Origin of the sequence: Falsibacillus pallidus (assembly GCF_003350505.1) — a bacterium.
GTDB classification, from domain to species: Bacteria; Bacillota; Bacilli; order Bacillales; family DSM-25281; genus Falsibacillus; species Falsibacillus pallidus.
The window spans coordinates 303947-330641 of the sequence record NZ_QQAY01000003.1 but is presented as its reverse complement, the minus strand read 5'-3'; the positions used below and the strand labels follow the sequence as shown (position 1 = coordinate 330641).

Annotated in this window: 25 protein-coding genes; 18 read left to right on the top strand and 7 right to left on the bottom strand. The window is 42.9% G+C overall.

What is annotated here, in order from left to right; genetic code table 11:
* Nucleotides 1-13: 13 nt before the first annotated feature.
* Nucleotides 14-298: a hypothetical protein gene (locus DFR59_RS08205; RefSeq protein ID WP_211318536.1), complete on the bottom strand. Its 285-nt coding sequence runs from the start codon at nucleotides 296-298 to the stop codon at nucleotides 14-16.
* A gap of 198 nt (nucleotides 299-496) precedes the next feature.
* On the opposite strand from DFR59_RS08205, the gene DFR59_RS08200 reads away from it, so the two are divergent.
* The 3 genes from DFR59_RS08200 (at nucleotide 497) to DFR59_RS20055 (ending at nucleotide 3351) form a co-directional block, all read left to right on the top strand.
* Nucleotides 497-1702: an argininosuccinate synthase gene (locus tag DFR59_RS08200; protein WP_114745140.1), complete on the top strand. Its 1206-nt coding sequence runs from the start codon at nucleotides 497-499 to the stop codon at nucleotides 1700-1702.
* Nucleotides 1702-3093 carry an argininosuccinate lyase gene (gene argH, locus DFR59_RS08195; protein WP_114745139.1) on the top strand — a complete coding sequence of 464 codons (1392 nt, stop codon included), beginning with the start codon at nucleotides 1702-1704 and terminating at the stop codon, nucleotides 3091-3093. Before DFR59_RS08200 ends, argH begins: the two co-directional genes overlap by 1 nt.
* A gap of 114 nt (nucleotides 3094-3207) precedes the next feature.
* Nucleotides 3208-3351 carry a hypothetical protein gene (locus DFR59_RS20055; protein ID WP_158538354.1) on the top strand — a complete coding sequence of 48 codons (144 nt, stop codon included), beginning with the start codon at nucleotides 3208-3210 and terminating at the stop codon, nucleotides 3349-3351.
* A gap of 31 nt (nucleotides 3352-3382) precedes the next feature.
* Here the strand turns inward: DFR59_RS20055 and DFR59_RS08190 are convergent, their stop codons facing one another.
* Nucleotides 3383-4720 (bottom strand): purine-cytosine permease family protein, encoded by a 1338-nt coding sequence (locus DFR59_RS08190; protein WP_245948413.1) that lies wholly within the window; start codon nucleotides 4718-4720, stop codon nucleotides 3383-3385.
* Nucleotides 4721-4997: 277 nt separating this feature from the next.
* On the opposite strand from DFR59_RS08190, the gene ald reads away from it, so the two are divergent.
* Nucleotides 4998-6116, top strand: a complete 1119-nt coding sequence (gene ald, locus DFR59_RS08185; RefSeq protein WP_114745137.1) for an alanine dehydrogenase — start codon at nucleotides 4998-5000, stop codon at nucleotides 6114-6116.
* Between the two features lie 62 nt (nucleotides 6117-6178).
* Here the strand turns inward: ald and DFR59_RS08180 are convergent, their stop codons facing one another.
* Nucleotides 6179-7276, bottom strand: coding sequence for a M24 family metallopeptidase (locus DFR59_RS08180; protein ID WP_114745136.1), 1098 nt, complete (start codon nucleotides 7274-7276; stop codon nucleotides 6179-6181).
* A gap of 223 nt (nucleotides 7277-7499) precedes the next feature.
* On the opposite strand from DFR59_RS08180, the gene DFR59_RS08175 reads away from it, so the two are divergent.
* The 3 genes from DFR59_RS08175 to DFR59_RS08165 all read left to right on the top strand — a co-directional run bounded on the left by DFR59_RS08175 (nucleotide 7500) and on the right by DFR59_RS08165 (nucleotide 9958).
* Nucleotides 7500-8180: a metal-dependent hydrolase gene (locus DFR59_RS08175; protein ID WP_114745135.1), complete on the top strand. Its 681-nt coding sequence runs from the start codon at nucleotides 7500-7502 to the stop codon at nucleotides 8178-8180.
* 150 nt (nucleotides 8181-8330) lie between these two features.
* Complete coding sequence (locus DFR59_RS08170) at nucleotides 8331-8570, top strand: hypothetical protein (protein WP_114745134.1); 240 nt, start codon at nucleotides 8331-8333, stop codon at nucleotides 8568-8570.
* A gap of 80 nt (nucleotides 8571-8650) precedes the next feature.
* On the top strand, nucleotides 8651-9958 hold the full coding sequence (locus DFR59_RS08165; RefSeq protein WP_114745133.1) for a CBS domain-containing protein: 1308 nt from the start codon (nucleotides 8651-8653) through the stop codon (nucleotides 9956-9958).
* A gap of 59 nt (nucleotides 9959-10017) precedes the next feature.
* On the opposite strand, the gene DFR59_RS08160 is transcribed toward DFR59_RS08165, so the two are convergent.
* On the bottom strand, nucleotides 10018-10326 hold the full coding sequence (locus tag DFR59_RS08160) for a YtpI family protein (RefSeq protein WP_114745132.1): 309 nt from the start codon (nucleotides 10324-10326) through the stop codon (nucleotides 10018-10020).
* Between the two features lie 98 nt (nucleotides 10327-10424).
* On the opposite strand from DFR59_RS08160, the gene DFR59_RS08155 reads away from it, so the two are divergent.
* Complete coding sequence (locus tag DFR59_RS08155; RefSeq protein WP_114745131.1) at nucleotides 10425-11363, top strand: DHH family phosphoesterase; 939 nt, start codon at nucleotides 10425-10427, stop codon at nucleotides 11361-11363.
* A gap of 39 nt (nucleotides 11364-11402) precedes the next feature.
* Here DFR59_RS08155 and ytrI read toward each other — a convergent pair whose 3' ends face one another.
* Nucleotides 11403-11906 carry a sporulation membrane protein YtrI gene (ytrI, locus tag DFR59_RS08150; RefSeq protein ID WP_114745130.1) on the bottom strand — a complete coding sequence of 168 codons (504 nt, stop codon included), beginning with the start codon at nucleotides 11904-11906 and terminating at the stop codon, nucleotides 11403-11405.
* Nucleotides 11903-12235 carry a sporulation membrane protein YtrH gene (ytrH, locus tag DFR59_RS08145; RefSeq protein WP_114745129.1) on the bottom strand — a complete coding sequence of 111 codons (333 nt, stop codon included), beginning with the start codon at nucleotides 12233-12235 and terminating at the stop codon, nucleotides 11903-11905. Before ytrH ends, ytrI begins: the two co-directional genes overlap by 4 nt.
* 176 nt (nucleotides 12236-12411) lie before the next feature.
* Here ytrH and dnaE point away from each other — a divergent pair, with 176 nt between their 5' ends.
* The 8 genes from dnaE to DFR59_RS08105 all read left to right on the top strand — a co-directional run bounded on the left by dnaE (nucleotide 12412) and on the right by DFR59_RS08105 (nucleotide 23304).
* Entirely contained in the window at nucleotides 12412-15777 is a 3366-nt protein-coding gene (gene dnaE / locus DFR59_RS08140; RefSeq protein WP_114745128.1) for a DNA polymerase III subunit alpha, read from the top strand.
* A 119-nt stretch (nucleotides 15778-15896) separates the two neighbouring features.
* A complete protein-coding gene (ystJ, locus tag DFR59_RS08135; RefSeq protein WP_114745127.1) occupies nucleotides 15897-17135 on the top strand; it encodes an NADP-dependent malic enzyme in 1239 nt (412 codons plus the stop codon).
* Between the two features lie 7 nt (nucleotides 17136-17142).
* Nucleotides 17143-17778, top strand: coding sequence for a FadR/GntR family transcriptional regulator (locus tag DFR59_RS08130; protein WP_281269344.1), 636 nt, complete (start codon nucleotides 17143-17145; stop codon nucleotides 17776-17778).
* Nucleotides 17779-17872: 94 nt separating this feature from the next.
* On the top strand, nucleotides 17873-18742 hold the full coding sequence (accD, locus tag DFR59_RS08125; protein ID WP_114745272.1) for an acetyl-CoA carboxylase, carboxyltransferase subunit beta: 870 nt from the start codon (nucleotides 17873-17875) through the stop codon (nucleotides 18740-18742).
* Nucleotides 18736-19716, top strand: a complete 981-nt coding sequence (gene accA, locus DFR59_RS08120; protein ID WP_114745126.1) for an acetyl-CoA carboxylase carboxyl transferase subunit alpha — start codon at nucleotides 18736-18738, stop codon at nucleotides 19714-19716. The genes accD and accA overlap by 7 nt, the downstream gene beginning before the upstream one ends.
* 308 nt (nucleotides 19717-20024) lie before the next feature.
* The gene (gene pfkA / locus DFR59_RS08115; protein WP_114745125.1) at nucleotides 20025-20984 is read left to right on the top strand and encodes a 6-phosphofructokinase; all 960 of its coding nucleotides are present in this window, start codon (nucleotides 20025-20027) and stop codon (nucleotides 20982-20984) included.
* A 37-nt stretch (nucleotides 20985-21021) separates the two neighbouring features.
* The gene (pyk, locus tag DFR59_RS08110) at nucleotides 21022-22782 is read left to right on the top strand and encodes a pyruvate kinase (RefSeq protein ID WP_114745124.1); all 1761 of its coding nucleotides are present in this window, start codon (nucleotides 21022-21024) and stop codon (nucleotides 22780-22782) included.
* 135 nt (nucleotides 22783-22917) lie between these two features.
* Entirely contained in the window at nucleotides 22918-23304 is a 387-nt protein-coding gene (locus DFR59_RS08105) for an FxsA family protein (protein WP_114745123.1), read from the top strand.
* Between the two features lie 46 nt (nucleotides 23305-23350).
* Here the strand turns inward: DFR59_RS08105 and ytvI are convergent, their stop codons facing one another.
* Nucleotides 23351-24478, bottom strand: coding sequence for a sporulation integral membrane protein YtvI (ytvI, locus tag DFR59_RS08100; RefSeq protein ID WP_114745122.1), 1128 nt, complete (start codon nucleotides 24476-24478; stop codon nucleotides 23351-23353).
* Nucleotides 24479-24641: 163 nt separating this feature from the next.
* Between ytvI and DFR59_RS08095 the strand changes: the two genes are divergently transcribed.
* Nucleotides 24642-25103 carry a DUF441 domain-containing protein gene (locus DFR59_RS08095; RefSeq protein ID WP_114745121.1) on the top strand — a complete coding sequence of 154 codons (462 nt, stop codon included), beginning with the start codon at nucleotides 24642-24644 and terminating at the stop codon, nucleotides 25101-25103.
* 380 nt (nucleotides 25104-25483) lie between these two features.
* Nucleotides 25484-26602 carry a citrate synthase gene (gene citZ, locus DFR59_RS08090; protein ID WP_114745120.1) on the top strand — a complete coding sequence of 373 codons (1119 nt, stop codon included), beginning with the start codon at nucleotides 25484-25486 and terminating at the stop codon, nucleotides 26600-26602.
* Nucleotides 26603-26695: the final 93 nt, after the last annotated feature.

Here is a 26695-nt window from a genome sequence, read left to right as displayed (position 1 = left end):
GGCTGCTTTTTTTTTATGGAATTCTATATAAGAGCCATAAATCATTTACGATTGATGCCAATTCTGCAATTTTAGCATTTAGCCGACAGGATTTTCCAAAGTCTTCTTCCAAAGATAATTCCGTTTGGAGCTCCTCCATCATCCTATCAAACTCTTGGATGCGATCGGGGATCGTCCCCCTGATTTTTTCCCACTTCAGCCAAAAATGCTCCATTTCCTTCGCACTTAATGAACCAAAATCCACACATTCGTCAGGAACAGAAATCCCAAGACGTTTATCAAATAATAAATAGTCCATTTCCATTCCCACCTTTCTCCTTCTATTTTACAGCATAACCCTAGACAGGGGTCAACATATGAGCGGCAGAGAGATTAATTATACAAATTCATGAATAAGTATTGAAGGATGAGAAAAATGGTGTTAGTATATCAGGTATCAAAAGTAATATTTAATCATAGTTATGAATAATTATACTGATAATAGGAGCTGGTATATATGAGTAAAAAGGTTGTATTGGCCTATTCTGGTGGATTGGATACTTCTGTTGCAATCCAATGGCTTAAGGAGCAAGGATATTCTGTCATTGCATGCTGCCTGGATGTAGGCGAAGGCAAAGACCTTGATTTCATCAAAGACAAAGCATTGAAAATCGGTGCGGAGAAAAGCTATATGATTGATGCACAAGATGAATTTGCAGAAGAATTTGCATTGACAGCCCTGCAATCCCACGCTTTATATGAAGGTAAGTATCCATTAATATCTGCCCTATCGAGACCATTGATCGCCAAGAAGCTCGTCGAGGTCGCGGAAAAGGAAGGCGCATCAGCAGTTGCCCATGGCTGTACCGGTAAAGGGAATGATCAGGTGCGATTTGAAGTATCAATCAAGGCATTGAATCCTGATCTTGAGGTCCTTGCACCAGTTCGTGAATGGAGCTGGTCGCGTGAAGAGGAAATTGATTATGCATCATCAAGAGGAATCCCGGTCCCTATCAATTTGGACAATCCTTTCTCCATTGACCAGAACCTTTGGGGAAGAAGCAATGAGTGCGGTGTATTGGAGGATCCTTGGGCTGCTCCTCCCGAAGAGGCTTATGAGCTTACACAAGCTTTAGAAAAGACTCCCGATCAGCCGGAACTCATTGAAATCGAATTTGAAAAAGGTGTCCCTGTAGCATTGAACAACGAATCTCTCGGTTTGGCAAAATTGATTGCAAAACTGAATACGATTGCCGGCAAACATGGTGTTGGAAGAATCGATCATATCGAGAATCGTTTGATAGGGATCAAATCAAGGGAAGTATACGAATGCCCAGCAGCAGCAACCCTTTTAAAGGCACATAAAGAACTTGAAGACATCACTCTTGTGAAAGAAGTAGCACATTTTAAACCGGTCATTGAACAAAAAATCACAGAGCTTATTTACAATGGGTTATGGTTTTCTCCATTAACTCCGGCTTTAAAAGGATTTTTAAATGAAACACAAAAATACGTGACCGGTACCATACGAGTTAAACTTTTCAAAGGCAACGCCATTGTGGAAGGGCGCAAATCCCCTTATTCCCTCTATAATGAAAAGCTTGCTACTTATACAAAAGAAGATGCCTTTAATCATCAATCTTCCGTTGGGTTTATTGAATTATGGGGTCTGCCGACGACTGTACACAGTGCCATTCATCAAAAAGGGAAAGTGAACGCGTGATGAAAAAGCTCTGGAACGGAAGATTTAAAGATCATGCAGCGGGTTGGATCGAGGAATTCGGCGCTTCCATTTCTTTTGACCAGGAGCTGGTAATGGAGGACCTTCAAGGGAGCCTCGCCCATGTGGAGATGTTAAAGGAATGCGGGATTATCTCCGAAGATGATGCGGATCAGATTATCGGGGGCCTTAAATCGTTAAAAGCAAAAGCAGAAAGAAATGAACTCCAGTACGATGTTGCCAACGAAGACATCCATCTTAATATAGAGAAAATGCTGATTGAGACAATAGGGCCGGTCGGAGGAAAAGTGCATACGGGAAGAAGCCGGAATGATCAGGTAGCGACCGATATGCATCTTTATCTTAAAAAACAAGTGGAAGCCATCATAAATGAAATCGAGATTTTCCAGGAAGTTTTGATGGTGAAAGCAAGCGGACATATTGAAACGATTGCACCAGGCTACACGCACCTTCAGAGGGCTCAGCCGATCTCTTTCGCCCACCATTTGATGGCGTATTTTTGGATGCTCGAGAGGGATAAGGAGCGCTATCAGGACAGCTTGAAAAGAATCGATTTGTCTCCATTAGGGGCAGGAGCATTGGCAGGAACGACTTTTCCAATTGACCGTCAGATGACCGCTGAAAAACTCGGATTCAGCGATTTATATCAAAATAGCCTGGACGCAGTAAGTGACAGGGATTTTATCATTGAATTTTTAAGCAATTCCTCTATACTCATCATGCACTTATCCCGGTTTGCAGAAGAAGTGATTCTCTGGGCGAGCCAGGAATTCCAGTTCATAGAATTGCATGATTCATACTCAACGGGGAGCAGCATCATGCCCCAGAAGAAGAATCCCGACATGGCGGAATTGATCAGAGGAAAAACAGGAAGGGTGTACGGGCATCTTATTGGTATGCTGACGATCCTTAAAGGCCTGCCTCTGGCCTACAACAAGGATATGCAGGAGGATAAGGAAGGGATGTTTGATACTGTCAAAACCATCCGGACGTCATTGAAAGTTTTTACCGGAATGATAGATACGATGAGTGTCAATGTACAAAGGCTATGGGATACGGTGAAAAAGGACTTTTCCAATGCAACCGAGTTGGCTGATTATCTGGCAGCAAAAGGTATCCCTTTCAGGGAAGCGCATGAAATCGTTGGGAAACTAGTCCTGAAATGCATCGAAGAGGGGAAATTCTTGAGTGATGTAAATCTGGAAGAATTCAAGGAATCATGTCCGCTCATAGAAGAAAACATTTATGATGTCCTAACTCCGGAACAAGCTGTCAAGAGAAGGAATTCCTACGGAGGCACGGGATTCGAACAGATCAAGTTACAATTGAAGCAGGCAGAGAAAGCATTGAATAAAGAGAGCGTTCCCCAATAAGGGGCGTACCAATAAGTTATTATAGACCTGGCTTTCATTTCCATCCATTTCACGGTTATAAATATCAATTCCAATCAAATACTAACAGTGTAAACAAGCATGGGAGGAATTGAAATGCGTAAACGTGACCCGAAAGAAGAAATGAATTACAACGAAGAAGGTTTGAATGAAGTAAGCAGCCAAATCATGAATGTCTATTCAGAAGGCACATTCGACAAAGAAGCAGCTGAACAGGAAGAAATCGAAACAACAGAATAATGAAAATGGCCGCAGATTAAGCGGCCATTTTTTATTGCTGCAGATTATGATTGGTGGTACTTACGGTTGGACTTTTCCCAATGCTTTTTATCGAGAAATAAAAGAGGAATGAAAAAACAAACACAAGAAATCCAGGGGACCACTTCTCAGGCAAAAACAGATAAAGAACAGCTGATAATAAAATAATCCACAGACCCTTAAAATTATACCGGAATGAACCCGATGCAATCGAAATGAGATCATCCTCTGTCAGCTCAAGCTTCTTAAAAAAACAGAAATCAGCAATGATGACAGCAGAAATCGGTATGATCAATGCACCTAGGTAACTGATATATTCCTTAGCATTTTCAACCAGCCCCGGGAAGCAGCTTAACAAGATGGCAAACGAACCAAACACAATGGAGCTTCGGATCCTTCCCAATGAAGGGACGGCATTCAGTAGACTGAATCCCCCGGTATAAGCATTGCTCAAGTTGATGGAAATCATCGATACCAGTGCACAAACCAAAAGTATGATTGTCACAAACATTGAACCTGAAAGAGCACTCCCTGAAACGAATGGGTTCAGGTTTTTCGTAAGTCCGGCTGAAAGGGCCCCCAATAATGCAGTCATGAAGAAGCCAATGGCATTCCCTGCGAAAAGGCCGATTGCTCCATGTCTTGTACTTTTAGCGTAGCGGGTCACATCGGATGAAGCACTCACACCTGACACGTATTGAACAAATGCAAGACTTGAAAAAAAGAAAAAGGAGGAGGCTGAGAATCTCCCCGTCTCATGGATGGCGGAAGAAGGTGCCCCCTCTTTAATGAATATATAAAGCAGGATGATTTGGCCAATGATGAGAATCGGCATAAAATACTTCGTCGCTTTTTTCACAGCATCAAAGCCCACCAGTGCCAGAACAGTCATAATGACAGCAAGGATGATGGCGATGGGCATAAAGGGAAGCGTAATCTCAAAATAATCCTTTGCCATTTCAGTGATGACAATGGTCCCGCTGATCGTTTGCACGCTGAACCAATAAAGGGAAGTGAGGGACCTGATGGGAGATGATAGGTACCGCGCAACCTTTGTTCCTAAAATGGAGCGGATGGCATATTGCGCAGGCAATCCGTACTTAGCTCCGGGCAGTGAAAGGAGGGACACAAAAAGAAATGCCAGTGCAGCGCCTGAAAAAGTGGAAGCGATAGCCCAGAAAATGGGGAGCCTCCCGTCAAGTACCGCAAGGGCGGGAACAATGAAATTTCCTGAGTTTACGGAAAAGGATAATTGAATGATAAAGTAATCGAACCAATTGGACGTTTTAAGTTCTGTCGGAACGGATTCAAGACCGATGCGTTCCAGTTTATCTAATTTAGCAGTCTGCAAGTTGATTTCCTTCTTTCTCATAAAGGCTACTGTATCATTTTAGCGAAAAGCCCGCAGGATTGAAATATTCGAATGTTTAAATTATAAAAGATGAAATGAGCGGAAATACTAGTATAATGAGTCCGATTATTTTTTCTAAAATGTAAGTGTTTTCAAAATACTTTTTTCGGCGAAAAATATGATTAATAATGCTTCGCAAATACTCATTTATAATGTTATATTAAATAAGTATTTGAACATGTCACACTAAAGAATTCGAATTTAGGAGGTATGTGGTATGCGTATTGGTGTACCTAAAGAAATAAAAAACAACGAAAATCGTGTAGCAATGACACCAGCTGGAGTTGTTCATTTAGTCAACAACGGCCATGAAGTTTATATCGAAACAGGAGCAGGTCTCGGATCTGCCTTTACAGACGAAGATTATCTGCAAGCAGGTGCCAAGATTGTAGGTTCTGCACCGGAAGCATGGGATATGGAAATGGTCATGAAAGTTAAGGAACCGCTTCCATCCGAATACAATTACTTCCGTGAAGGGCTGATTTTGTTTACATATCTTCACCTTGCTCCAGAGCCTGAGTTGACGAAAGCTCTTGTCGACAATAAAGTGGTCGGAATCGCCTATGAAACAGTACAGCTTCCTAACGGCTCCCTGCCATTATTGACTCCTATGAGTGAAGTGGCTGGACGCATGGCTTCTCAAATCGGTGCTCAGTTCCTTGAGAAAATCCATGGAGGAAAAGGTATCCTTCTTTCCGGCGTGCCAGGTGTTCACCGTGGCCGCGTAACAATCATCGGAGGAGGAGTTGCTGGTACAAACGCTGCGAAGATGGCAATCGGTCTTGGTGCACAAGTTACAATCATCGACTTGAACCCTGAGCGTCTGCGCCAATTGGATGATATCTTCGGAAGCGATGTAACTACTTTGATTTCCAACCCTCTTAACATTGCAGAGGCTGTTAAAGAATCAGACCTTGTCATCGGTGCTGTGTTGATCCCTGGAGCAAAAGCGCCTAAGCTTGTTACAGAAGATATGATCAAATCCATGAGCGACGGTTCTGTCGTAGTGGATATCGCGATTGACCAAGGCGGTATTTTCGAAACAACGGATCGCATCACTACACATGACGATCCTACTTATTCGAAGCATGGCGTCGTACACTATGCAGTTGCCAACATGCCTGGTGCGGTCCCGCGTACATCTACAATGGCGTTGACAAACGTAACAGTTCCTTATGCAGTTCAAATTGCAAACAAAGGCTACGAAAAAGCTTGCCTTGATAATGAAGCATTGCTTAAAGGAATCAATACTCTTGATGGATATGTAACATTCAAAGCAGTTGCAGAAGCACATGGAGTAGACTATTCCGATGCAAAATCATTGCTTGAAAGATAAATACTGGCAAAAAAACAGGCTGGACAAGTTCCAGCCTGTTTTTATTGCCTTTTTTATAACACTTATTTTACATATTGCAGTTCTTTAGGGAATTTCGTAAACAATTCATACCCGTCTTTTGTGACGAGGATGTCATCTTCAATCCTCACGCCTGCCACATTCGGCACGTAGATTCCGGGCTCGATGGTGAATACCATTCCTTCTTCAAGGACGAGGTCATTCGTTTCTTTGATATCCGGATACTCATGGACGCTTATTCCAAGGCCGTGGCCAAGACGGTGTGGGAAATACTCCCCGTACCCTGCATCTTCAATCGTTTTACGTGCAATCCTGTCAAGCTCACTTACCTTGACTCCAGGCTTCACTGCTTCCACAGCTGCCAGCTGTGCTTTAAGCACAGTATTATAGATCTCAAGCTGCTTGTCGTTCAGCTCTCCGTAAGCTACAGTCCTCGTAATGTCAGAGCAGTATCCATCCAAGACCACTCCTAGGTCAAATAAGACAAGATCGCCTTTTTGGATTTTTGTGCTTCCAGGGTTTCCATGTGGAGAAGCTCCATTTTTCCCTGTCAGGACCATCGTGGAAAAGGACATTTCGGAAATCCCTTTTTTCTTCAATTCATACTCGATTTTTGCGATGATTTCCATTTCAGAAGTGCCTTCTGCAATTTCCTCCACGCCGAGTTTAACCGCATAATCCGCAAATTCAGCAGCTTTTCTTAAAATCTCAAGTTCCTGTTCATCTTTGATCAGACGAAGGACTTTCATCTTTTCTTCTGCTGAGACCAATTGTGATCCAGGGTAGCGGCTTTGAAGCTCTTCGAATCTCTCTACATTCATATGTTCTTTTTCCACTGCCCAAACGTTGATTTGGTCGAACAATTCATTCACTCTGTTTTCAATGAGGTCCCAAGGACGGTCTGTGTCGCTGTGGGCGATGATTTCATGATTCCATCCGGCATTTTTAGCATCCTCTTTATCCAATGCAGGACATACAAGAATCGGGTCTTTATCTTGGAAAACAAGGACCCCAAGAAGCCTTTCATGAGGTTCGCTCCTGAAACCGCTTAAATAAAATACATTTTCCTTTGAAGTGATGAAAGAAGCATCAACGCCTGCCTGCTTCATCCAATCCATAAATTTCTGCAGTCTATTATTCATATGTATTCCTCCCAAAATAGGATGAGTGTCTTCATAAAAAAGAGTACCAACAATTATTTTGGATGTAAACTGTTAAACAAATCTGAATAGAACATCCATGCGTTCCTATCTTTAGACATTCAAAAATCCATAAGATAAAATATGAGTATGGAAAGGCAGGCAATCCTTTCATCAATGGCCTTTTGAATAAAAACATGAAATCAAATGATTAGGAGTGGTTACAGTGAAAGTTTCATATCATGGACATTCAGTCTTAAAAGTAGAAACAGGCGGTAAAACCATCTTATTTGATCCATTCATCAACGGCAATGAACTGACGGACCTCAAGGTTGAAAATGAGAATCCGGACGTGATCATCCTGACTCATGGCCATGGCGACCATGTAGGGGATACGATTGAGCTTGCCAAAAAAAGCAATGCACTGGTCATTGCACCGAACGAACTTGCTGTCTACCTTGGGTTCCAAGGATTGAATACCCATCCGATGCATATTGGAGGCTCCTTCCAATTTGATTTTGGGAAAGTCAAATTGACTCAAGCCTTCCATGGTTCCGGCTATGTGACTGAAAACAAAGAAATTATCTACATGGGAATGCCTGCAGGAGTGTTATTCACAGCTGAAGGCAAAACGATCTACCACGCGGGAGATACAGGCTTATTCTCGGATATGAAGCTGATCGGGGACCGTCACCCTATTGATGCGGCATTCCTTCCGATTGGGGATAACTTCACAATGGGCCCGGAGGATGCTGCTTATGCGGCAGAGCTTCTGCAGGCAAAAGTGGTTGTTCCAATTCATTACGATACATTCCCTCCAATCAAGCAGGATCCGCATCGTTTTGTGGAAATGCTTAAAGATCAAAACGGCAAAGTGATGAAGCCTGGCGATGTAATCGAATTATAATAGGTTAATCATGAAAAAGGGCATCAACCTTCTGATGAAGAGGATGATGCCTTTTTCCATTCCGGGAACACAAAGCAGCAATGCCTCTTCTCGTATTTCTTCATCACCCCCTGCATAGAATAGAACAAGCTATAAAAAGGGGGAAGAGAAATGAAACAAAGGTATCTATTGTGTCTGCTATTGAGCGGACTGCTATTGTATTATGGTCTGCCGAATCTTGATTTTCACAGCGGCGGGATGGAAGGGATCTTTACTTTGGCATGGGCTGTGTTTGCACTTTTCGTCATCTTGGGAAATCTGTCTGCCCTATTATATTCGCCTAAAAAGAATAAATCATGGGTTAATGCAAAAACGAATAAAGAGGATAAGCGTAAAATGCGCGCTCATTAATGGTGCAGAAATTGAATATCCAAGCTTTTCAACTTATAATAATGATAATAGAGAGGTCCAGATAGAAAAGGGTGAAAAGCTTGGCTACAAAGCATGAACAGATTTTACAGTACATAGATGAGCTTCCTGTCGGCGAAAAGATTTCCGTCAGGCAGATTGCGAGAGCCATGAACGTCAGTGAAGGAACTGCCTACAGGGCCATTAAGGACGCTGAGAATAAAGGGTACGTCAGCACGATCGAACGTGTGGGGACCATCAGGATTGAACGGAAAAAGAAAGAAAATATTGAGAAGCTGACTTTTGCCGAAGTGGTCAATATCATTGATGGACAAGTTTTGGGCGGAAGGGATGGACTTCATAAAACGTTGACGAAGTTCGTCATCGGCGCCATGCAGCTCGAAGCAATGATGAGATACACCGGGGCAGGCAACCTGCTAATTGTTGGGAACAGGATCAAGGCGCATGAACAGGCACTAAGAGCAGGCGCAGCTGTATTGATCACCGGTGGATTCGATACAGAAGACCACGTCAAAAAGCTTGCAGATGAACTGGAGCTTCCGATTATTTCAACGAGCTACGATACGTTTACGGTTGCTACCATGATCAACAGGGCCATTTATGATCAGCTGATCAAAAAAGATATCGTTTTTGTTGAAGATATATTGACGCCGCTTGAACAGACGATTTATTTAAAAACGGGCGATTCAGTAGAGATATGGCATCAAAAAAACAAGGAAACGGGACACAGCCGATTTCCTGTCGTAGATCAAAGCATGAAAATCCAGGGGATGATTACTTCCAAAGATATCATTGGGCAGGAAATGAATGCAGGCATCGAAAAATTAATGACCAAGAATCCCATTACAGTAGGTGCCAAAACTAGTGTAGCTTCCGCGGCCCACATGATGATCTGGGAAGGGATTGAGGTCCTTCCAGCGGTCAATGAACAAAACCGCCTGCAGGGAATCATCAGCCGTCAGGATGTCTTAAAAGCCCTGCAGATGATTCAGAGGCAGCCGCAAGTCGGCGAGACAATCGACGATATTATGACGGACCGGCTTACGGTTTCAGAAACGTTGAATGGTACCTTCACTTTTGAGGTAAGTCCGCAGATGACCAATCAGCTTGGCACCATTTCATATGGGGTTTTTACCACTATTGTGACGGAAGCTGCAAACAGGTCATTGAAAAATTTCAAAAAAGGCGATCTGGTCGTTGAAAATATGACGATTTATTTTATCAAACCTGTGCAAATGGAAAGCCTCATTGAAATCAGGCCGAAAGTGTTGGAAGTAGGCAGGAAATTCGGGAAGGTCGATGTCGAAGTCTTCCATGAAGGTGTGCTTGTTGGAAAAGCGCTGATGATGTGCCAATTGATAGACAGATAAGGGAAAAAAAGAACCGATTCTTGTGGAATCGGTTCAGTTCAATTAATGAATGGGGTAAATTATCCCTGCTTCTCTACTTCTTCCATTTCTTTGATTGCGTATGGAAGATAGAAACGATAGGATTTGAAGCCGGCCCAGATACTGAGTGCCCCAACGATTATAAAAAGGGCTGCGACGATATAAGTTGTTGTAGAATGATACAGGAACAGCTGGTTGACGCCAAACAGGCCGACAAAAAGCCCCAATGCAATGCTTGATTTGCCTGAAAGGGTTTTTCTCTCCATTGGCAGGCTGCTCCGAACGTATTTCACCTTGTAGTATATATAAAATGAAAGTGACAATACGATGATGACTACTAAAAATGGCATGATTTTTCCTCCAGCATTCGACAATATCTATCATATATTGTAACGATTGGAGTCTAAAAAAGCCATACTATTCCATAACTTATTAGAAGGTGAAGATAATGAAGGATAAAATTTTGAATGCGATAAAGCAATATTCCACCATCATCATACATAGGCATGTCAGACCGGACCCAGATGCATACGGTTCTCAGGGAGGCCTTGCCGAAATGCTGAAAGCCTCCTTCCCTGAAAAACAGATATTCGCAGTCGGTGAGGAGGAACCTTCTTTAAATTTCTTAAATAGACTCGATGTCATTTCAGATGAACAATATGAAGGAGCCTTAGTGATTGTCTGTGATACAGCCAATCAGGAAAGGGTTTGTGACCAGCGCTATACAAAAGGCGAAACACTGATCAAGATTGACCACCATCCAAATGAAGATCCATATGGAGACATGTTATGGGTGGATACTGGTGCAAGTTCTGTCAGCGAAATGATCTACGAATTCTATCTTTCTGGAAAAGAAGAGGGGCTAGTGATGAATGATCGTGCCGCCCGCCTTCTTTTTGCTGGGATTGTCGGGGATACCGGAAGATTTTTATATCCAAGCACCACCCAGAAAACGTTTGATTATGCCGGTGAACTTATTCGTTATGACTTTGACCGGACCGAATTGTTCAATCAAATGTATGAAACAGACCCCCATGTTTTAAAACTTCAGGGATATGTCCTCCAGAATTTCGAACTGAGGCCAAGCGGTGCAGGTGTGCTGATCCTGAAAAAAGATCAATTGAAGGAATTCCAAGTGACGCCTTCAGAAGCATCACAGCTGGTCAGTACCCTTGGCAACATTAAAGGGATAAAAGCATGGTGCTTCTTTATTGAAGAAGATGATCAGATCAGAGTGAGGCTCCGTTCGAAGGGTCCAGTGATCAACCAGCTTGCAAAGAAATATAAAGGCGGAGGCCATCCCCTTGCTGCAGGCGCATCAGTGCATTCCTGGGAAGAAGTGGATCAAGTGACCAAGGAACTGGAAGAGCTGTGCCTGAGCAATTAATAGACCCCTTTTTAAAAGGAGTCAATCCAGGCTGGCCGGTTAATCGGCCAGCTTAATTTCTGCAGTGATCTGGATCGTAGTATAGAAAAATATTTCTTTGATTGTAAATGTGTATCGTTTTTCATTGATTTTGACTGTTTTATTCTCGATGGTCTTTTTGACGAGCTCCTTATTTTTGTAGACCGAACTTAAATCTTTTGCTAAAAGAGGGCGCAGGTCTTCCCTTAATTCATCAGTCTTTTCATTTAATGCCTGAGAGTTGATGTGATATCTTGCTGCATTGGTTATCCTGATTTCAATCCCCTGGACTGTCAACAGCTCCTGATTCTTCTTATTTAATGCGGCGAACTCTTCCTGCCAAATCAATTTTTCATTTTCCAATTCCTTTATGATATCCCGTTGGTCTTCCAGAATTTTTGACTGCCTGTCCTGCATCGTCCCGAACATGAATAAAAAAACGACCCAGCTGATACATCCTCCAACAGCAATGCCTGCCAAGAGGCGCTGCCATTCAGGGCGGCGGTAAAGAGGGGGAATTCTCATGATATTTGCTCCTGGGTGAACCAGCGGATAATCTCAGCAGCGCACTGCGCACCGCCCATTGCAGATAAAATCAGCAGCAATTGTTTAAAAAGGTCTTTTGTATCACCTTGCAGGAATCCCTTTTCAAAACTGTAGACAGTGTCAAAAGTTCCCCCTATGGCCGCAATGATTGCCCATATCCTTATGTTCACAGATATTTCAGCGATTTTTGTAAGGATCGGTTCTCCTGTTATAAAAGCAGATATGCCGCCAATCAGAGCACCGCCGATCATAACTCCAAAAGAAATAAAAAAACTCTCAAAAAAAGCAGGAAAAAAAGCTTCGTTCATAGCAGAATCATCCCCGGTCCTATAAAAGTCTTCAATAAATATATATGGGACAAACGTACACCTTATGATTATATGAAGGCTCTCCGCCATTTTTCCTTTGTTTAAGTACGAACATATTTTCTTTTTTTGCTATACTAGAAGTATCTTAAAAGTTTGGGATAAAGGAGTGAACCGATATGTCGTTCATTCACTTGCAGATAACCACTTCCTATAGTTTGTTATCAAGTACGATTTCGATCGAGCAATTGATAGATTCCGCAGTTGCGGATAACCATAAGGCGCTTGCCATCACAGACCGGAACGTCTTATACGGTGCGATACCATTTTATAAAGCATGCAAAGAAAAAGGCATCAAGCCAATCATCGGGATGACAGCGGATGTTCTCAAGCAGGGGGAGCCGGACGAAGCGTATCCATTGGTACTGTTGGCAAAAACAGTAGAGGGATACAGGAACCTGATGAAAATTTCCAGCGTCATACAGACCAAATCCCCAAACGGGATCCCCTTGAAATGGCTGAGAGGATACAGCCGCGGACTGATTGCACTGACTCCTGGAAGAAAAGGGGAAATAGAATCACATTTATTAAACGAAAAGGTTGAAGAGGCAGAAGAATCTCTTCGTAATTTAAAAGGGGCATTTGAAGAAGGATGCTTTTTTCTTTCCTTGCAAAAACATGGATTGCCCGGCGAAGAAGGTCTCCTTGCTCAGTTAAGGAACCTTTCCAAAAAAGGGAACGTCCCTCTCGCAGCTGCCAATGATGTGCAATATCTCCATAAGGATGATTCATTTACACTTGAATGTCTCTGGGCATTAAGGGATGGATTGAAGCTTTCTGATGATGAGAGGCCCAAGCTTGGAAGCAGCTCGTTTTATTTGAAAACGAAGCAGGAAATGGCAGAGTTATTCACTGAGGATGTCGATGCCTTAGAGAACACCATTAAGATTGCAGAAGCGTGTAATGTGGAATTCGAGTTCCACAAGCGGCTGCTGCCGAAATACCCGCTCCCGCCCGGTCAACAGCCGCATCAATATCTTGAAGACTTATGCAGTTCTGGTTTAGATGACCGTGTAAAGGAAGCTGGGACAGAATATAAGGAACGATTGACATACGAGTTGGATATCATCAGGAAAATGGGATTCAGCGATTACTTCCTCATCGTATGGGACTTCATGAAGTATGCAAGGGATAAAGGAATTCTGACTGGTCCTGGAAGGGGTTCTGCAGCAGGATCTCTTGTAGCATATGTTCTGAAGATAACGGACGTTGACCCGATAGCAAACGATCTGTTATTCGAACGTTTTCTAAACCCTGAAAGGATTTCCATGCCGGATATCGATATCGACTTCCCTGACCACAGAAGGGATGAAATCCTTCAATATGTAGCCGGCAAGTATGGAGCGATGCATGTCGCCCAGATCATTACGTTTGGTACACTTGCGGCAAAGGCGGCTTTAAGGGACGCTGCCCGGGTATTCGGATGCAGCTCCAAGGAACTCGAACAGTTTTCCCGACTGGTTCCCTCCAAACCTGGACTGAAATTGAAAGACGCCTATCAGGAGTCGCCGGCATTGAAGGAATTCATTGATCAATCAGACTATTATAAGAAATTATTTTCTACAGCACTGAAAATCGAGGGGCTTCCGCGCCATGCATCGACCCATGCTGCAGGTGTAGTCATCAGCGATTCTCAGCTGGTGGATGAGATACCGATTCAACAAGGACAAAATGGACTTACGCTGACCCAATACCCAATGGATGTACTGGAAGAAATCGGTCTGCTTAAAATGGATTTCCTTGGCCTCCGCAATTTATCGCTCCTTGAAAGAATCATCACCTCCATAAAAATCGGCATGGATAAAAAAATCGATTTGGACAGGATTCCCTATGATGATGAAGCCACTTATAAGTTATTAAGCCGTGGAGAAACGACAGGAATCTTTCAACTTGAATCCGATGGGATGAGAAAGGTCCTGATGAGGCTGAAGCCAACAAGATTCGAAGATATTGTGGCAGTGAACGCCTTATATCGTCCAGGTCCTATGGAAAACATCCCATTGTACATTGAAAGAAAACACGGCATTAAGCCGATTGAATACCCGCATCAAGATTTGCAGGAATTTTTAAAAGTGACTTATGGAGTCATAGTCTATCAGGAACAAATCATGCAGATTGCTTCAAAGATGGCAGGTTTCTCTCTTGGTGAAGCGGACTTGTTGAGAAGGGCCGTATCCAAAAAGAAGAAAGATGTACTTGACCAAGAGAGGGCTCATTTTGTCAAAGGAGCCGTTTCTAAAGGCTACAATGAGCAGACTGCCCATTCGATCTATGATTTGATTGTGAGATTCGCCGATTATGGATTCAATCGGAGCCATGCAGTCGCATACAGTATGATTGCCTGCCAGCTGGCTTATCTGAAGACGCACTATCCTCTTTATTTTATGGCATCGCTTCTGACGAGCGTCATTGGCAATGAGGATAAAATAGCTCAATATATAAAAGAATCACAGCAGAGGGGCATTAACATTCTGCCTCCTTCGATTAATAGCAGCCAATTTCCTTTTATGGTTGAAAGAGAAGGAATCCGTTTCAGCATTGGTGCAATCAAGGGAATTGGAGCAGCTGCGTTGAGGGGAATAGTCGAAGCGAGAAAGAAAAAGCCTTTCCTTGATTTGTTCGATTTTTGCGTGCGGGTCCCATCAAAGGCGGTCAATCGAAAGACTCTTGAATCACTCATTTTTGCCGGCTGCTTTGATGAATTCGGACAAGACAGGGCGACACTCCTTGCGAGTATAGATGCGGCTCTTGACCATGCAGAACTTGTCAGTCCGGAAGATCAAGGGTATGACCTTTTTGAAGATGAAGCTGCTTTTCAAATCAAACCGAAATATACTGAAGTTGATCCAATGCCGCTTCTTGAAAAACTGAGCTTTGAAAAGCAGGCGCTCGGAATATATTTGTCCGACCACCCCGTCAGCCCTTATCAAGTTGAATTTGATCAAGCTGGATGTGTACCTTTGAATGAGCTTGGCAATGAAAAGAAAGGGAAGTCAGCCGGCGCTTACATTACTTCCGTCAAAACAATCCGTACAAAAAAGGGGGATGTGATGGCATTTATCAATGTAAGCGATCAATGGAGCGACCTTGAATGTGTCGCATTCCCTAATGTCTATAATAAAATAAGCGCCTTATGCAAAGAGGGCGGCATTGTCGTCATCCAAGGAAATATAGAGGAGAGGAACGGAAAAAAACAGCTCATCATCCAAAAAATGATGACCATCGAGGACGCCGTTAAGGATAAAAAGCCAATGGGGAAAAAACTATATGTCAAAGTTCCTGTGGACAAGCAAAATCCTGAAGGCCTCAATCAGATACATTCCATCCTTCAGCGATTTAAGGGCAGTGCCTGCGTCATACTGGTATATGAAAACCAAGAAAAAGTCCTTCAATTGTCCCGGAAGGATTGGGTTAATCCCACAGAGGAATGTCTGTACGAACTGAAAAAACTCCTCGGCGAGGAACATGTTTTCCTAAGGCAATAAACCCTTTACATCCAATTATGATATGTTATATTGTTTAATAGACAATGTGGTCTGACCACTAAAAACAAGAATTTTCATATAGATTTGTAAGAGGATTCAGGAATGAAGGAGTGAATAAGGTGTCATTACGTGAAGAAGCATTGCATATGCACCGTGTGAACCGAGGTAAGCTGGAATCAAAATCAAAAGTAGAAGTGAAGAACGCAAGGGACTTAAGTTTGGCCTATTCTCCTGGTGTTGCTGAACCTTGCAAGGTCATCTACGATAAGCCTGAAACCGTATATGAATATACGATGAAAGGGAATATGGTCGCAGTTGTTTCCGATGGTACAGCCGTTCTAGGACTTGGGAATATCGGTCCTGAAGCTGCCCTGCCGGTAATGGAAGGGAAAGCTGTATTATTCAAAAGCTTTGCTGGAGTAGACGCATTCCCTATATGTTTGAATACAACGGATATCGATAAGATTGTCGAGACAGTCAAACTTTTGGAGCCGACATTCGGGGGAGTGAACCTCGAAGATATTGCCGCTCCGAATTGTTTTGAAATCGAAGAACGGTTAAAGAAAGAGACAAATATCCCGATCTTCCATGATGATCAGCATGGTACTGCAATCGTAACGGCTGCCGGGCTGGTGAACGCATTGAAGCTCGTAGGCAAAAAAATGTCTGAAATTAAAGTCGTTGCAAACGGAGCAGGTGCTGCAGGAATTGCCATCATCAAGCTGCTTTATACTTATGGCGTCCGGGATATCATCATGTGTGATACAAAAGGTGCTATTTATGAAGGGCGCCCTGAAGGCATGAATGACATCAAAGCTGCGGTAGCGAAGTTTACTAATAGGGACAAGCTGCAGGGAAGCCTTGGAGAAGTCATCAAAGATGCCGATGTCTTCATCGGGGTATCTGTAGCAGGCGCGCTTACAGCGGAAATGGTCGAGTCCATGAAACCTGATTCCATTATCTTCGCCATGGCTAATCCTGTTCCAGAAATTATGCCGGAAGATGCTAAAAAAGCTGGGGCAAAAGTAATCGGAACAGGAAGATCTGATTTCCCGAACCAGGTTAATAATGTCCTTGCTTTCCCAGGCATCTTCAGAGGGGCACTTGATGTAAGAGCGACTCATATCAATGAAAAAATGAAACAGGCCGCAGTGGAAGCAATTGCAGACTTAATCGGCGAAGCTGAGCTGAATGAAGATTATGTCATCCCTGCTCCGTTTGATCCAAGGGTGGCACCTGCAGTTGCATCTGCCGTCGCTAAAGCAGCGATGGAAACCGGTGTTGCCAGATTGAAAGTGGACCCTGAAGAGATACGCAAAAAAACTGAACAGCTTGCGGTCATTGGTAAAGGCGAGTGATTTTTTAGTGAAACCTACTCCTTCGGGTAAAAAGGTTTATTTGGATATTGTCCACCAATTAAGGGATATGATTGAACACGATGGATTGAAGACGGGAGATAAAATCCCATCAGAACGTGAATTGTCTGAACGGCTGAATGTCGGCCGTTCTTCGGTTCGCGAAGCCCTTCGAGCATTGGAGCTGCTCGGCCTCATCGAAACAAGGAGAGGGGAAGGAACCTTTTTAAGGGACTTTAGGGACCATCAACTGGTAGAATTACTAAGTACATTCATTCTTCAGGACAATGATGTCAGATGTGATGTACTGCATACAAAACAGTTATTGGAGAAAGACTGCCTAAGGCTGGTTGCCGAAAACCGAGATTTGCACGCCAGTGGTCTGGCCACGGTGGCTGAGATGCTGGAAAATGACTATTTTCTTACTGAAGAAGAATTTTTAAAAGCCATTATTTTTCTTTCTAAAAACAGGCTGTTGACTAAGATATGGGTCATCTTGAATCAATATCATTCCAATCTCACCAGTTCAAAGCCGCTTTCGGACCACGAATTCCCAAAGAAGCTTGTGGAAGCACTGGCTGCAGGTGACCAGTCAAAGGTTATTCAGATTTATGAAGAAATGCAAAAACTGTCGAAGCTGCCATAACAATTTGCGACAACTTTTTTTCTTTCCATAGGTTACATTAGGAGACAAGCAGTTGAGGAAGCGATTGTTATCCTTTGACAAGGAGGAAAATGTCTTGCTGAAAGATTTATTTGTGAAATCGAAGAAGAAGAAATATGCGACGATTCCCTCTGAAGCAGCAAAACAAGATGTTCCAGAAGGAATCATGACCAAATGCCCGAAATGCAAGAAAATCATGTATACAAAGGAACTTCAAAAAAATCTAATGGTTTGTTTGCATTGTGATCATCATCATAAAATGAATGCATTTGAAAGAATCGATAGTTTGCTTGACGAAGGAACGTTCCGTGAACTAGATGCCACTTTAGTGTCTAAAAATCCTTTAGGGTTTCCGGACTACTTGGAGAAAGTGGAAAAGGACCGGAAAAAAACAGGTTTGAATGAAGCCATCCTTACCGGAACAGGAAAGATTAAAGGCAATAAATTGGTCATTGCAGTAATGGACTCCTTTTTCCGTATGGGAAGCATGGGTTCTGTCGTGGGTGAAAAAATAACCAGAGCCATTGAAGAAGCAGACAAGCTGCAAGTGCCTTTTATCATATTTACCGCATCAGGTGGAGCGAGGATGCAAGAAGGTGTCCTTTCCTTGATGCAAATGGCGAAGACAAGCGCTGCGCTAAAAAGATTCAGCGACAATGGTGGATTGATCATCTCTGTCATGACAAATCCGACAACCGGGGGAGTTTCAGCAAGTTTCGCTTCACTCGGTGACTACAATTTTGCTGAACCGGGCGCATTGATTGGATTTGCAGGAAGAAGAATCATTGAACAGACCATCAGGGAAGATCTTCCGGAAGACTTCCAAACTGCGGAATTCTTATTGAAGCATGGTCAGCTGGATGCTGTCATTCCGCGGCTGGAAATGAAAGATACGTTAGCATCCATTTTGGAAATCCATCATCCAGGCGGTGACTTAGAATGGTAAATGAGCTGGAATTCGAACGCCCAGTAGTTGAGCTGCGTAAGAAAATAGCCGAACTAAGAGAATTTACGAAACAATCCGATGTCGATCTTTCTTCTGAGATTGAAAAGCTTGAAGGACGGCTTGTTAAACTTGAACAGGATATTTATGAACATATGAAGCCTTGGGACCGTGTCCAAGTGGCAAGGCATCCAAATAGGCCGACTACCCTTGACTACATCTCCCACCTTTTTAAGGACTTTATGGAAATGCACGGAGACCGAGCTTTCGGGGATGATGAAGCCATCGTTTCCGGAATTGCCAAGTATAAAGGGCTGCCGGTAACGGTCATCGGCCACCAAAGAGGAAAAGACACGAAAGAGAATTTACGCAGGAATTTTGGCATGCCGCACCCGGAAGGATATCGCAAGGCCCTCCGGCATATGAAGCAGGCAGAGAAATTTAATCGCCCTATCATCTGTTTTATAGATACTAAAGGAGCTTATCCGGGTAAAGCAGCGGAAGAGCGCGGCCAAAGCGAAGCGATTGCCAAGAACCTATTTGAAATGGCAGGGATGTCTGTACCAATCGTCTGCATCGTCATAGGTGAAGGCGGAAGCGGTGGAGCCCTTGCATTAGGAATCGGCAATCATATTCACATGCTTGAAAACTCGACTTATTCCGTTATCTCCCCAGAAGGTGCTGCTGCATTGTTATGGAAGGATTCTGGTTTGGCTAAGAAAGCAGCTGAATCAATGAAAATCACTGCACCAGACTTGAAAGAGATGGGGATCATTGATGAAATCATTCCTGAAGTCAAAGGCGGAGCACATCGTGATATCGCCAAACAGGCTGAATTCATTGATGGAGTCCTATATCGTTCATTAAAAACACTGACCGGTATGTCAGGGGCAGAATTGATCGATAACCGTTATGTAAAATTCAAAAATATCGGAGAGTATTCAGATCTTAAAGAATTAGTGGATACTGTCAAATAATATTTCCCAATCAAAAAGAACGTGCAAATTTTTGGCACGTTCTTTTATTTGTTCCAAAAAGTGTAAAATGAAGCGTTTCCAGTTAAATGATAATTTCGTCTATTTTCAAGCCGGCGACTAATTTATTGAGATGATTTGCCCTTCATGTTATTTTAGAAATATTCCCTGATTACTTCGACCATAATATATAGGTAAGAATCATTCTTTATACATTATTGATTTTTTGTGAAATTGTTAACAAATTCCAAGGAGTTTTGGATTAGGATTTTCGTCTTACATAGGCAACTAAAATATAGAGGTGAACTCAAATGAAACGTATAGGAGTATTAACTAGTGGTGGAGACGCCCCAGGCATGAATGCTGCAGTGCGTGCTGTAGTCCGAAAGGCCATTTACCACGATATTGAAGTTTATGGCATCTACCAAGGATACAGCGGCCTCATCAATGGAAATATCAAAAAGCTGGAACTTGGATCTGTCGGTGATATCATTCATCGCGGTGGAACGACGCTTTATTCTGCCAGATGCCTTGAATTTAAGACAAAAGAAGGGCAGCAAAAAGGAATCGAACAGCTCAAAAAGCATGGAATCGACGGATTGGTGGTCATCGGTGGAGATGGATCATACCGCGGTGCAAAGGCTCTTACGGAACAAGGTTTCCCATGTGTAGGCGTCCCGGGAACCATTGATAACGATATCCCAGGAACCGAATTTACCATCGGATTTGACACTGCACTAAACACCGTCATTGATGCAATTGATAAAATCCGTGATACAGCCACTTCTCATGAAAGAACATTCATTATTGAAGTGATGGGAAGACATGCTGGAGATATTGCTTTATGGGCAGGCTTGGCCGGTGGTGCAGAAACAATCGTCATCCCGGAAGACAACTTTGATATGGATGAAGTGGCCAACCGCTTAAAGAAAGGTCATGAGCGCGGTAAGAAGCACAGTATTATCGTGGTGGCTGAAGGTGTCATGAGCGGACCTGAATTTGCTGAGAAACTGGAAAAAGCAACGAATTTTGAAACACGGGTTTCTGTTCTCGGCCATATTCAGCGCGGCGGTTCCCCTACTGCTTTTGACCGGGTTCTGGCTAGCCGTTTAGGGGCACATGCGGTAGAATTGTTATTAGAAGGAAAAGGCGGGCGTGCTGTCGGCATTGAAAAGAACCGTCTTGTTGACTATGATATCATTGAAGCACTGGCGATGCCGCATCGTGTTGATTTAGATATGTATCGTCTATCCAAAGAACTATCCATTTAAGGTTATAAGCAAAAATATGGGAGGTCTATTGACTAATATGAGAAAAACTAAGATTGTTTGTACTATCGGTCCTGCCAGCGAAAGTGTTGAAATGCTGTCCAAATTAATGGAAGCTGGCATGAATGTCACTCGCTTGAACTTTTCGCACGGAGACCATGAAGAACATGGCCAAAGGATCAAAAATATAAGAGAAGCAGCTGAAAAAAATGGAAAGACAATCGGTATCCTGCTTGATACGAAAGGGCCTGAAATCCGTACAAATAATATGGTGAACGGCGCTATTGAACTGCAAGAAGGATCAAACGTTATTGTTTCCATGAAAGAAGTGGAAGGGACCCCTGAAAAATTCTCCATTACATACAGTGGATTAATGGATGATGTTCATGAAGGTTCCAAAATTCTTCTGGATGATGGATTAATCGGTCTTGAAGTGACATCCATCGATAAAGAAAATGAAGAAATTCATACAAAAGTAATGAACAGCGGTACATTGAAAAATAAAAAAGGCGTCAATGTTCCTGGAGTTTCTGTCAATCTTCCTGGAATCACTGAAAAAGACGCACAGGATATCCTTTTCGGAATTGAGCAGGGAGTCGATTTCATTGCAGCATCTTTTGTACGCCGTGCTAAAGATGTTCTGGAAATCCGTCAGCTCTTGGAAGAAAACAATGCAGGGCATATTCAAATCATTCCTAAAATTGAAAACCAGGAAGGTGTCGATAATATCGATGAAATCCTGGAAGTATCAGATGGATTGATGGTTGCCCGCGGAGATTTAGGTGTGGAAATTCCTGCTGAGGAAGTTCCATTGGTGCAAAAGCAGCTGATCAAGAAATGCAATCTTCTTGGGAAGCCTGTCATCACTGCAACCCAAATGCTTGATTCCATGCAGCGCAATCCACGTCCTACACGTGCGGAAGCAAGTGATGTTGCCAATGCGATTTTTGATGGTACAGATGCCATCATGCTTTCAGGTGAAACAGCAGCTGGATCTTATCCGTTAGAAGCTGTTCAAACTATGCATAATATTGCTTCAAGAGCGGAGTCAGCGCTTGATCATGGTGAAATCCTCTCCAGACAAAGCAAGAATTCAGAGCATAATATGACTGATGCAATCGGTCAATCTGTTGCTCATACTGCAATGAATCTTGAAGTAAGTGCCATCGTAACACCAACTGAAAGCGGGCATACTGCACGGATGATTTCTAAATACCGTCCGAAAGCTCCGATTGTAGCTGTTACGGCAAATGATTCCGTTTCACGTGGACTAGCTTTGGTTTGGGGTGTTACACCGCAAATCGGGCGTAAAGTATCCACAACTGATGAAATGGTTGAAATGGCGGTTGAAGAGAGCTTGAACTCCAAAGTCGTCAAACATGGTGATTTGATTGTCATTACTGCAGGTGTACCGGTAGGCGAATCCGGCACAACTAACTTAATGAAAATCCATGTCATTGGGGACGTATTAGCTAAAGGACAAGGTATCGGAAGAAAATCTGCCTATGGCAGAGCTGTTGTAGCCAAAAATGCAAAAGAAGCTTTAGACAAAGTGCAAAACGGTTCTGTACTAGTAACACTCGGTACAGATAAAGAAATGATGGCAGCCATCGAAAAATGCTCTGCATTAATTGTCGAAGAAGGCGGTTTGACAAGCCATGCAGCCGTAGTCGGAATCAATTTGGGCATTCCGGTCATCGTTGGTGTAGACCAAGCTACATCCCTTATCAAAGATGGACAGGAACTGACTGTCGATGCGACAAGAGGCATCATTTATAACGGACATGCAAGCGTGCTGTAAAAAGTCCATATGCAATAAATGAAGCGGCCGAACTTTCGGCCGCTTTTGCATTAATAAACCCGCTGAATGGAATGAAAGGCTTTTCTGTATGATATAATGTATTTCAAATAGGTCAACCTTATGGAGGCTGGATATATGAAATATCTGTTCCTTTTTTTAATCATCGTACCTGCCCTTGAAATTTGGCTGTTCATTTTAGCAGGAAGCTATTTCGGAGCTTGGTCCACAATCGGTCTGATCATACTGACAGGTATTCTTGGAGCGTATTTTGCCAAGCAGCAGGGCATTTCAGCCATTCACCGGGTACAGGAATCTTTGAAGGCGGGACATGCTCCGGGAGATGCCATCATTGACGGGGTTTGCATACTGGCAGGAGCCATTTTTCTGATCACGCCCGGCTTTATCACAGATACCATCGGTTTTTTGCTTTTGATTCCAACTACAAGAAGGTTTATCAAACCGTTCATTCTTAAACTCATCCGCAAATGGATCGACAAGAGGAATGTCATCATTTATAGATAAAACAAAAAAGGCTGCCCGATTTTGGATTGGGCAAGCCTTTTTTATCTTATTTTACTCGATCTTCCGGATTTCCTTTGATGAAATTCCACAAATCGTGGAATACATTGGCGCGATGTAGCGTGCTGATGATGACAAGTGTAACGGGACCAAGAATCAAACCAAGGAAGCCAACGAGCTTAAACCCAACAAAAAGGGCGATCAAGGTTGCCAAGGGATCCAATCCGATGCTTGAAGAGAGTATTTTCGGCTCCATAACCTGCCGCTGGACGATAACGATGACATAAAGAATGCCGAGTCCTATGGCAAGCCCCGGATCTCCTGAAATGGCCTCGTAAAGGATCCAAGGGATGAAGACCGTTCCCGTTCCAAGGTAAGGCAGTAAATCGACAAGACCGCTCACAAGCGCAATGGTAATGGCATAATCTACACGGAGCACCAGAAGCCCAATAAGGACAATGACGCTCGTGATGGAGATAAGGGTAAGCTGGGCTCGTATGAATCCGAATAATGCCTTTTTCAAGTCCACAAGTACTTTTTGGCCGCTTGTTCGGGCCTTATGCGGAAGAAGTTTGGTGAACAACATTGATAATCTGTCCCAATCCTTGCTGATAAAAAATGTAGCTAATGCAGAAAATACGATGACCGTTGCTGCCCCTGGGATCCATGAAATTAGGTTGGGGAGCTTCTGAAAAAAGCTTTGCAGGAACGCACCTGCGGAAGTGGCGATTTTTTGGCCGGCAGTTTGAATGTTTTGGGTGATGGTTTCTTGCTGTCCGACATCAAGGTTTTTAAAGAAGCTTGCACCTTGATTGTAAAGGGGGATGATCTGGGAAGTTATCAAATCCTCAATATATTGGACAAGTGTATCGACGTGGTCAGGTACCGTCCTTGCCAGGTAATTGGCCCCTGAAACGATTTCTGCAATCAAGAGTGTGATGATGCCCGCAAATATGGCAACAATCAATGTCAACGCAACCAATACGGCAGCAGCCCGAGGCATTTTAGCTTGCCGCTCCAATAAATTGACCACAGGATTGATAAGAAGTGCAATCACAATGGCAATCAAAAAAGGGTATGTAACAGTAGAAACATAATAAAATACAGTCAACAACAAAATAATTACAGCAATGACAAAGAAAAATCGGATTGTCCTGTAGATAAACTCAGGATTCAAACATCATCAGCCACCTTTTAGTTACTTCTTTACCTACTATTTTACATGCTCTCCCAATTGAAAAGAAGTTCCAATTTTACGTTATTATAGAAATATCCTTAAAATCATATTTTTAAAAACGATTAGTTATGTTAGGATAATTTTGGTTATACGAGGTGAAAAAATGTTCAGTCAACCTATTTTATTTTTGCTCCTGCTTCTGGGCATAGCCCTGATTGCAAAAAATCAATCTCTTATGATAGCCGTGGGGGTTTTAATAGTATTAAAGCTTGCAGGGGTGGATGGCAAGGTTTTTTCCTTCATCCAAGGTAAAGGCATCAATTGGGGGGTAACGATCATTACAATTGCGGTTCTGGCGCCGATAGCAAGCGGTGCAATCGGTTTTAAAGATTTGATAGAAGCGCTGAAATCCCCTTACGCATGGATTGCCCTTCTTGCCGGTATGGCAGTAGCACTCATTGCGAAAAATGGACTGATACTCCTTGAGGATGACCCCCATATAACCACTGCACTGGTTCTCGGGACGATCCTTGCTGTTTCCTTATTCAATGGTGTTGCAGTAGGGCCTCTTATCGGTGCGGGCATTGCCTATTTAGCAATGAAGCTGTTTGAAATGTTTACGTAAGCGTTTTTATTTCATATTATTTAAAAATAGGGTATGATTTAATTAATGGATACTCGAATGCTCTAAAATACCAAAGCATTTAAGTTTTTCTAAAAAAATAATTTTTGGACATTTTAATCAGTATCCGTTCACAAAAGTCAGATAATTGTTTATAATAGGAAATGTAAGCGTAACCGAGAAAATTGTCATCTCTTGATGCAATATGTCTACTTTTATTGCATGCTAGAGCATTGAGCAAGCGCTCAATCTCCAAAAGGAAATCTTTTGGAACTGAATTTCAAGTGAACAAGCCTATTGCCTTATAAATAAACCGCAATGAATGGCTTTTTTTGCTCACCATTACCTGGTAATGAGGAATTATTCATAAAGGAGAGATTGATATGACAGCAACACGTGGCCTTGAAGGTGTTGTAGCTACAACTTCTTCCATAAGTTCAATCATTGATGACACTCTTACATATGTAGGGTACAACATTGATGATCTAGCAGAACATGCAAGCTTCGAAGAGGTAATTTATTTATTATGGCATCGTAAACTGCCGACAGCTTCCCAGCTTCAGGAGTTGAAGGAGCAATTGGCAAAAGATGCTGAGCTTCCTCAAGAAGTTTTAAATCAATTTAAGACATTCCCTATCGATAAAGTACATCCGATGGCTGCCCTTCGTACAGCAGTTTCTTCACTTGGTTTATACGATGAAGAAGCGGATGTTATGGAAACGGAATCCAACTATCGTAAAGCTGTCCGCCTGCAGGCAAAAATGCCTTCATTGGTAACGGCATTCGCTCGCATCCGCAAAGGCCTTGAGCCTGTTGCACCTAGAAAAGACCTAGGATTTGCAGCAAACTTCCTGTACATGCTTACTGGCGAAGAGCCGGAAGCGATTGCTGTGGAAGCTTTCAATAAAGCACTTGTCCTTCATGCTGACCATGAATTGAATGCATCGACTTTCACTGCACGGGTTTGTGTAGCTACATTGTCTGATGTCTACTCAGGTGTTACAGCAGCGATTGGTGCATTGAAAGGTCCTCTTCACGGCGGTGCAAACGAACAAGTCATGAAGATGCTTACGGATATTGGTTCTGTTGAAAATGTAGATTCTTATATCCATGAAAAATTGAATAATAAAGAAAAAATCATGGGATTCGGCCACCGCGTGTACCGCAAAGGGGATCCTCGTGCGAAGCATTTGCGTGAAATGTCCCAAAAGCTTACAAAACTTACCGGCGAAGCGCACTATTATGATATGTCCATAAAGATTGAAGAAATCGTGACATCCGAAAAAGGCCTTCCGCCAAATGTTGATTTCTACTCAGCTTCTGTTTACCACAGCCTGGGCATCGATCACGATCTATTCACACCGATCTTTGCTGTCAGCCGTGTATCAGGCTGGTTGGCTCATATTCTAGAGCAATATGAAAACAACCGTTTGATCCGCCCACGCGCTGATTATACAGGTCCTGGAATGCAGTCTTACGTTCCAGTTGAAAAACGCGGATAAGAATCATTTACAAATGGCTGAATTATTGTTCTAATAATACTGTATGTAAATCGAGGTTAGGGGCTGCTGCCATCTAACCTTTGATATTGAAAT

Excerpts from the sequence above, each read along its gene's own strand:
- DFR59_RS08205 (WP_211318536.1), bottom strand. The coding sequence starts at position 298 with ATGGACTATTTATTATTTGATAAACGTCTTGGGATTTCTGTTCCTGAC.
- DFR59_RS08200 (WP_114745140.1), top strand. The coding sequence starts at position 497 with ATGAGTAAAAAGGTTGTATTGGCCTATTCTGGTGGATTGGATACTTCT.
- argH (WP_114745139.1), top strand. The coding sequence starts at position 1,702 with ATGAAAAAGCTCTGGAACGGAAGATTTAAAGATCATGCAGCGGGTTGG.
- DFR59_RS20055 (WP_158538354.1), top strand. The coding sequence starts at position 3,208 with ATGCGTAAACGTGACCCGAAAGAAGAAATGAATTACAACGAAGAAGGT.
- ald (WP_114745137.1), top strand. The coding sequence starts at position 4,998 with ATGCGTATTGGTGTACCTAAAGAAATAAAAAACAACGAAAATCGTGTA.
- DFR59_RS08180 (WP_114745136.1), bottom strand. The coding sequence starts at position 7,276 with ATGAATAATAGACTGCAGAAATTTATGGATTGGATGAAGCAGGCAGGC.
- DFR59_RS08170 (WP_114745134.1), top strand. The coding sequence starts at position 8,331 with ATGAAACAAAGGTATCTATTGTGTCTGCTATTGAGCGGACTGCTATTG.
- DFR59_RS08160 (WP_114745132.1), bottom strand. The coding sequence starts at position 10,326 with ATGCCATTTTTAGTAGTCATCATCGTATTGTCACTTTCATTTTATATA.
- DFR59_RS08155 (WP_114745131.1), top strand. The coding sequence starts at position 10,425 with ATGAAGGATAAAATTTTGAATGCGATAAAGCAATATTCCACCATCATC.
- ytrI (WP_114745130.1), bottom strand. The coding sequence starts at position 11,906 with ATGAGAATTCCCCCTCTTTACCGCCGCCCTGAATGGCAGCGCCTCTTG.
- ytrH (WP_114745129.1), bottom strand. The coding sequence starts at position 12,235 with ATGAACGAAGCTTTTTTTCCTGCTTTTTTTGAGAGTTTTTTTATTTCT.
- dnaE (WP_114745128.1), top strand. The coding sequence starts at position 12,412 with ATGTCGTTCATTCACTTGCAGATAACCACTTCCTATAGTTTGTTATCA.
- accA (WP_114745126.1), top strand. The coding sequence starts at position 18,736 with ATGGTAAATGAGCTGGAATTCGAACGCCCAGTAGTTGAGCTGCGTAAG.
- pfkA (WP_114745125.1), top strand. The coding sequence starts at position 20,025 with ATGAAACGTATAGGAGTATTAACTAGTGGTGGAGACGCCCCAGGCATG.
- pyk (WP_114745124.1), top strand. The coding sequence starts at position 21,022 with ATGAGAAAAACTAAGATTGTTTGTACTATCGGTCCTGCCAGCGAAAGT.
- DFR59_RS08105 (WP_114745123.1), top strand. The coding sequence starts at position 22,918 with ATGAAATATCTGTTCCTTTTTTTAATCATCGTACCTGCCCTTGAAATT.
- DFR59_RS08095 (WP_114745121.1), top strand. The coding sequence starts at position 24,642 with ATGTTCAGTCAACCTATTTTATTTTTGCTCCTGCTTCTGGGCATAGCC.
- citZ (WP_114745120.1), top strand. The coding sequence starts at position 25,484 with ATGACAGCAACACGTGGCCTTGAAGGTGTTGTAGCTACAACTTCTTCC.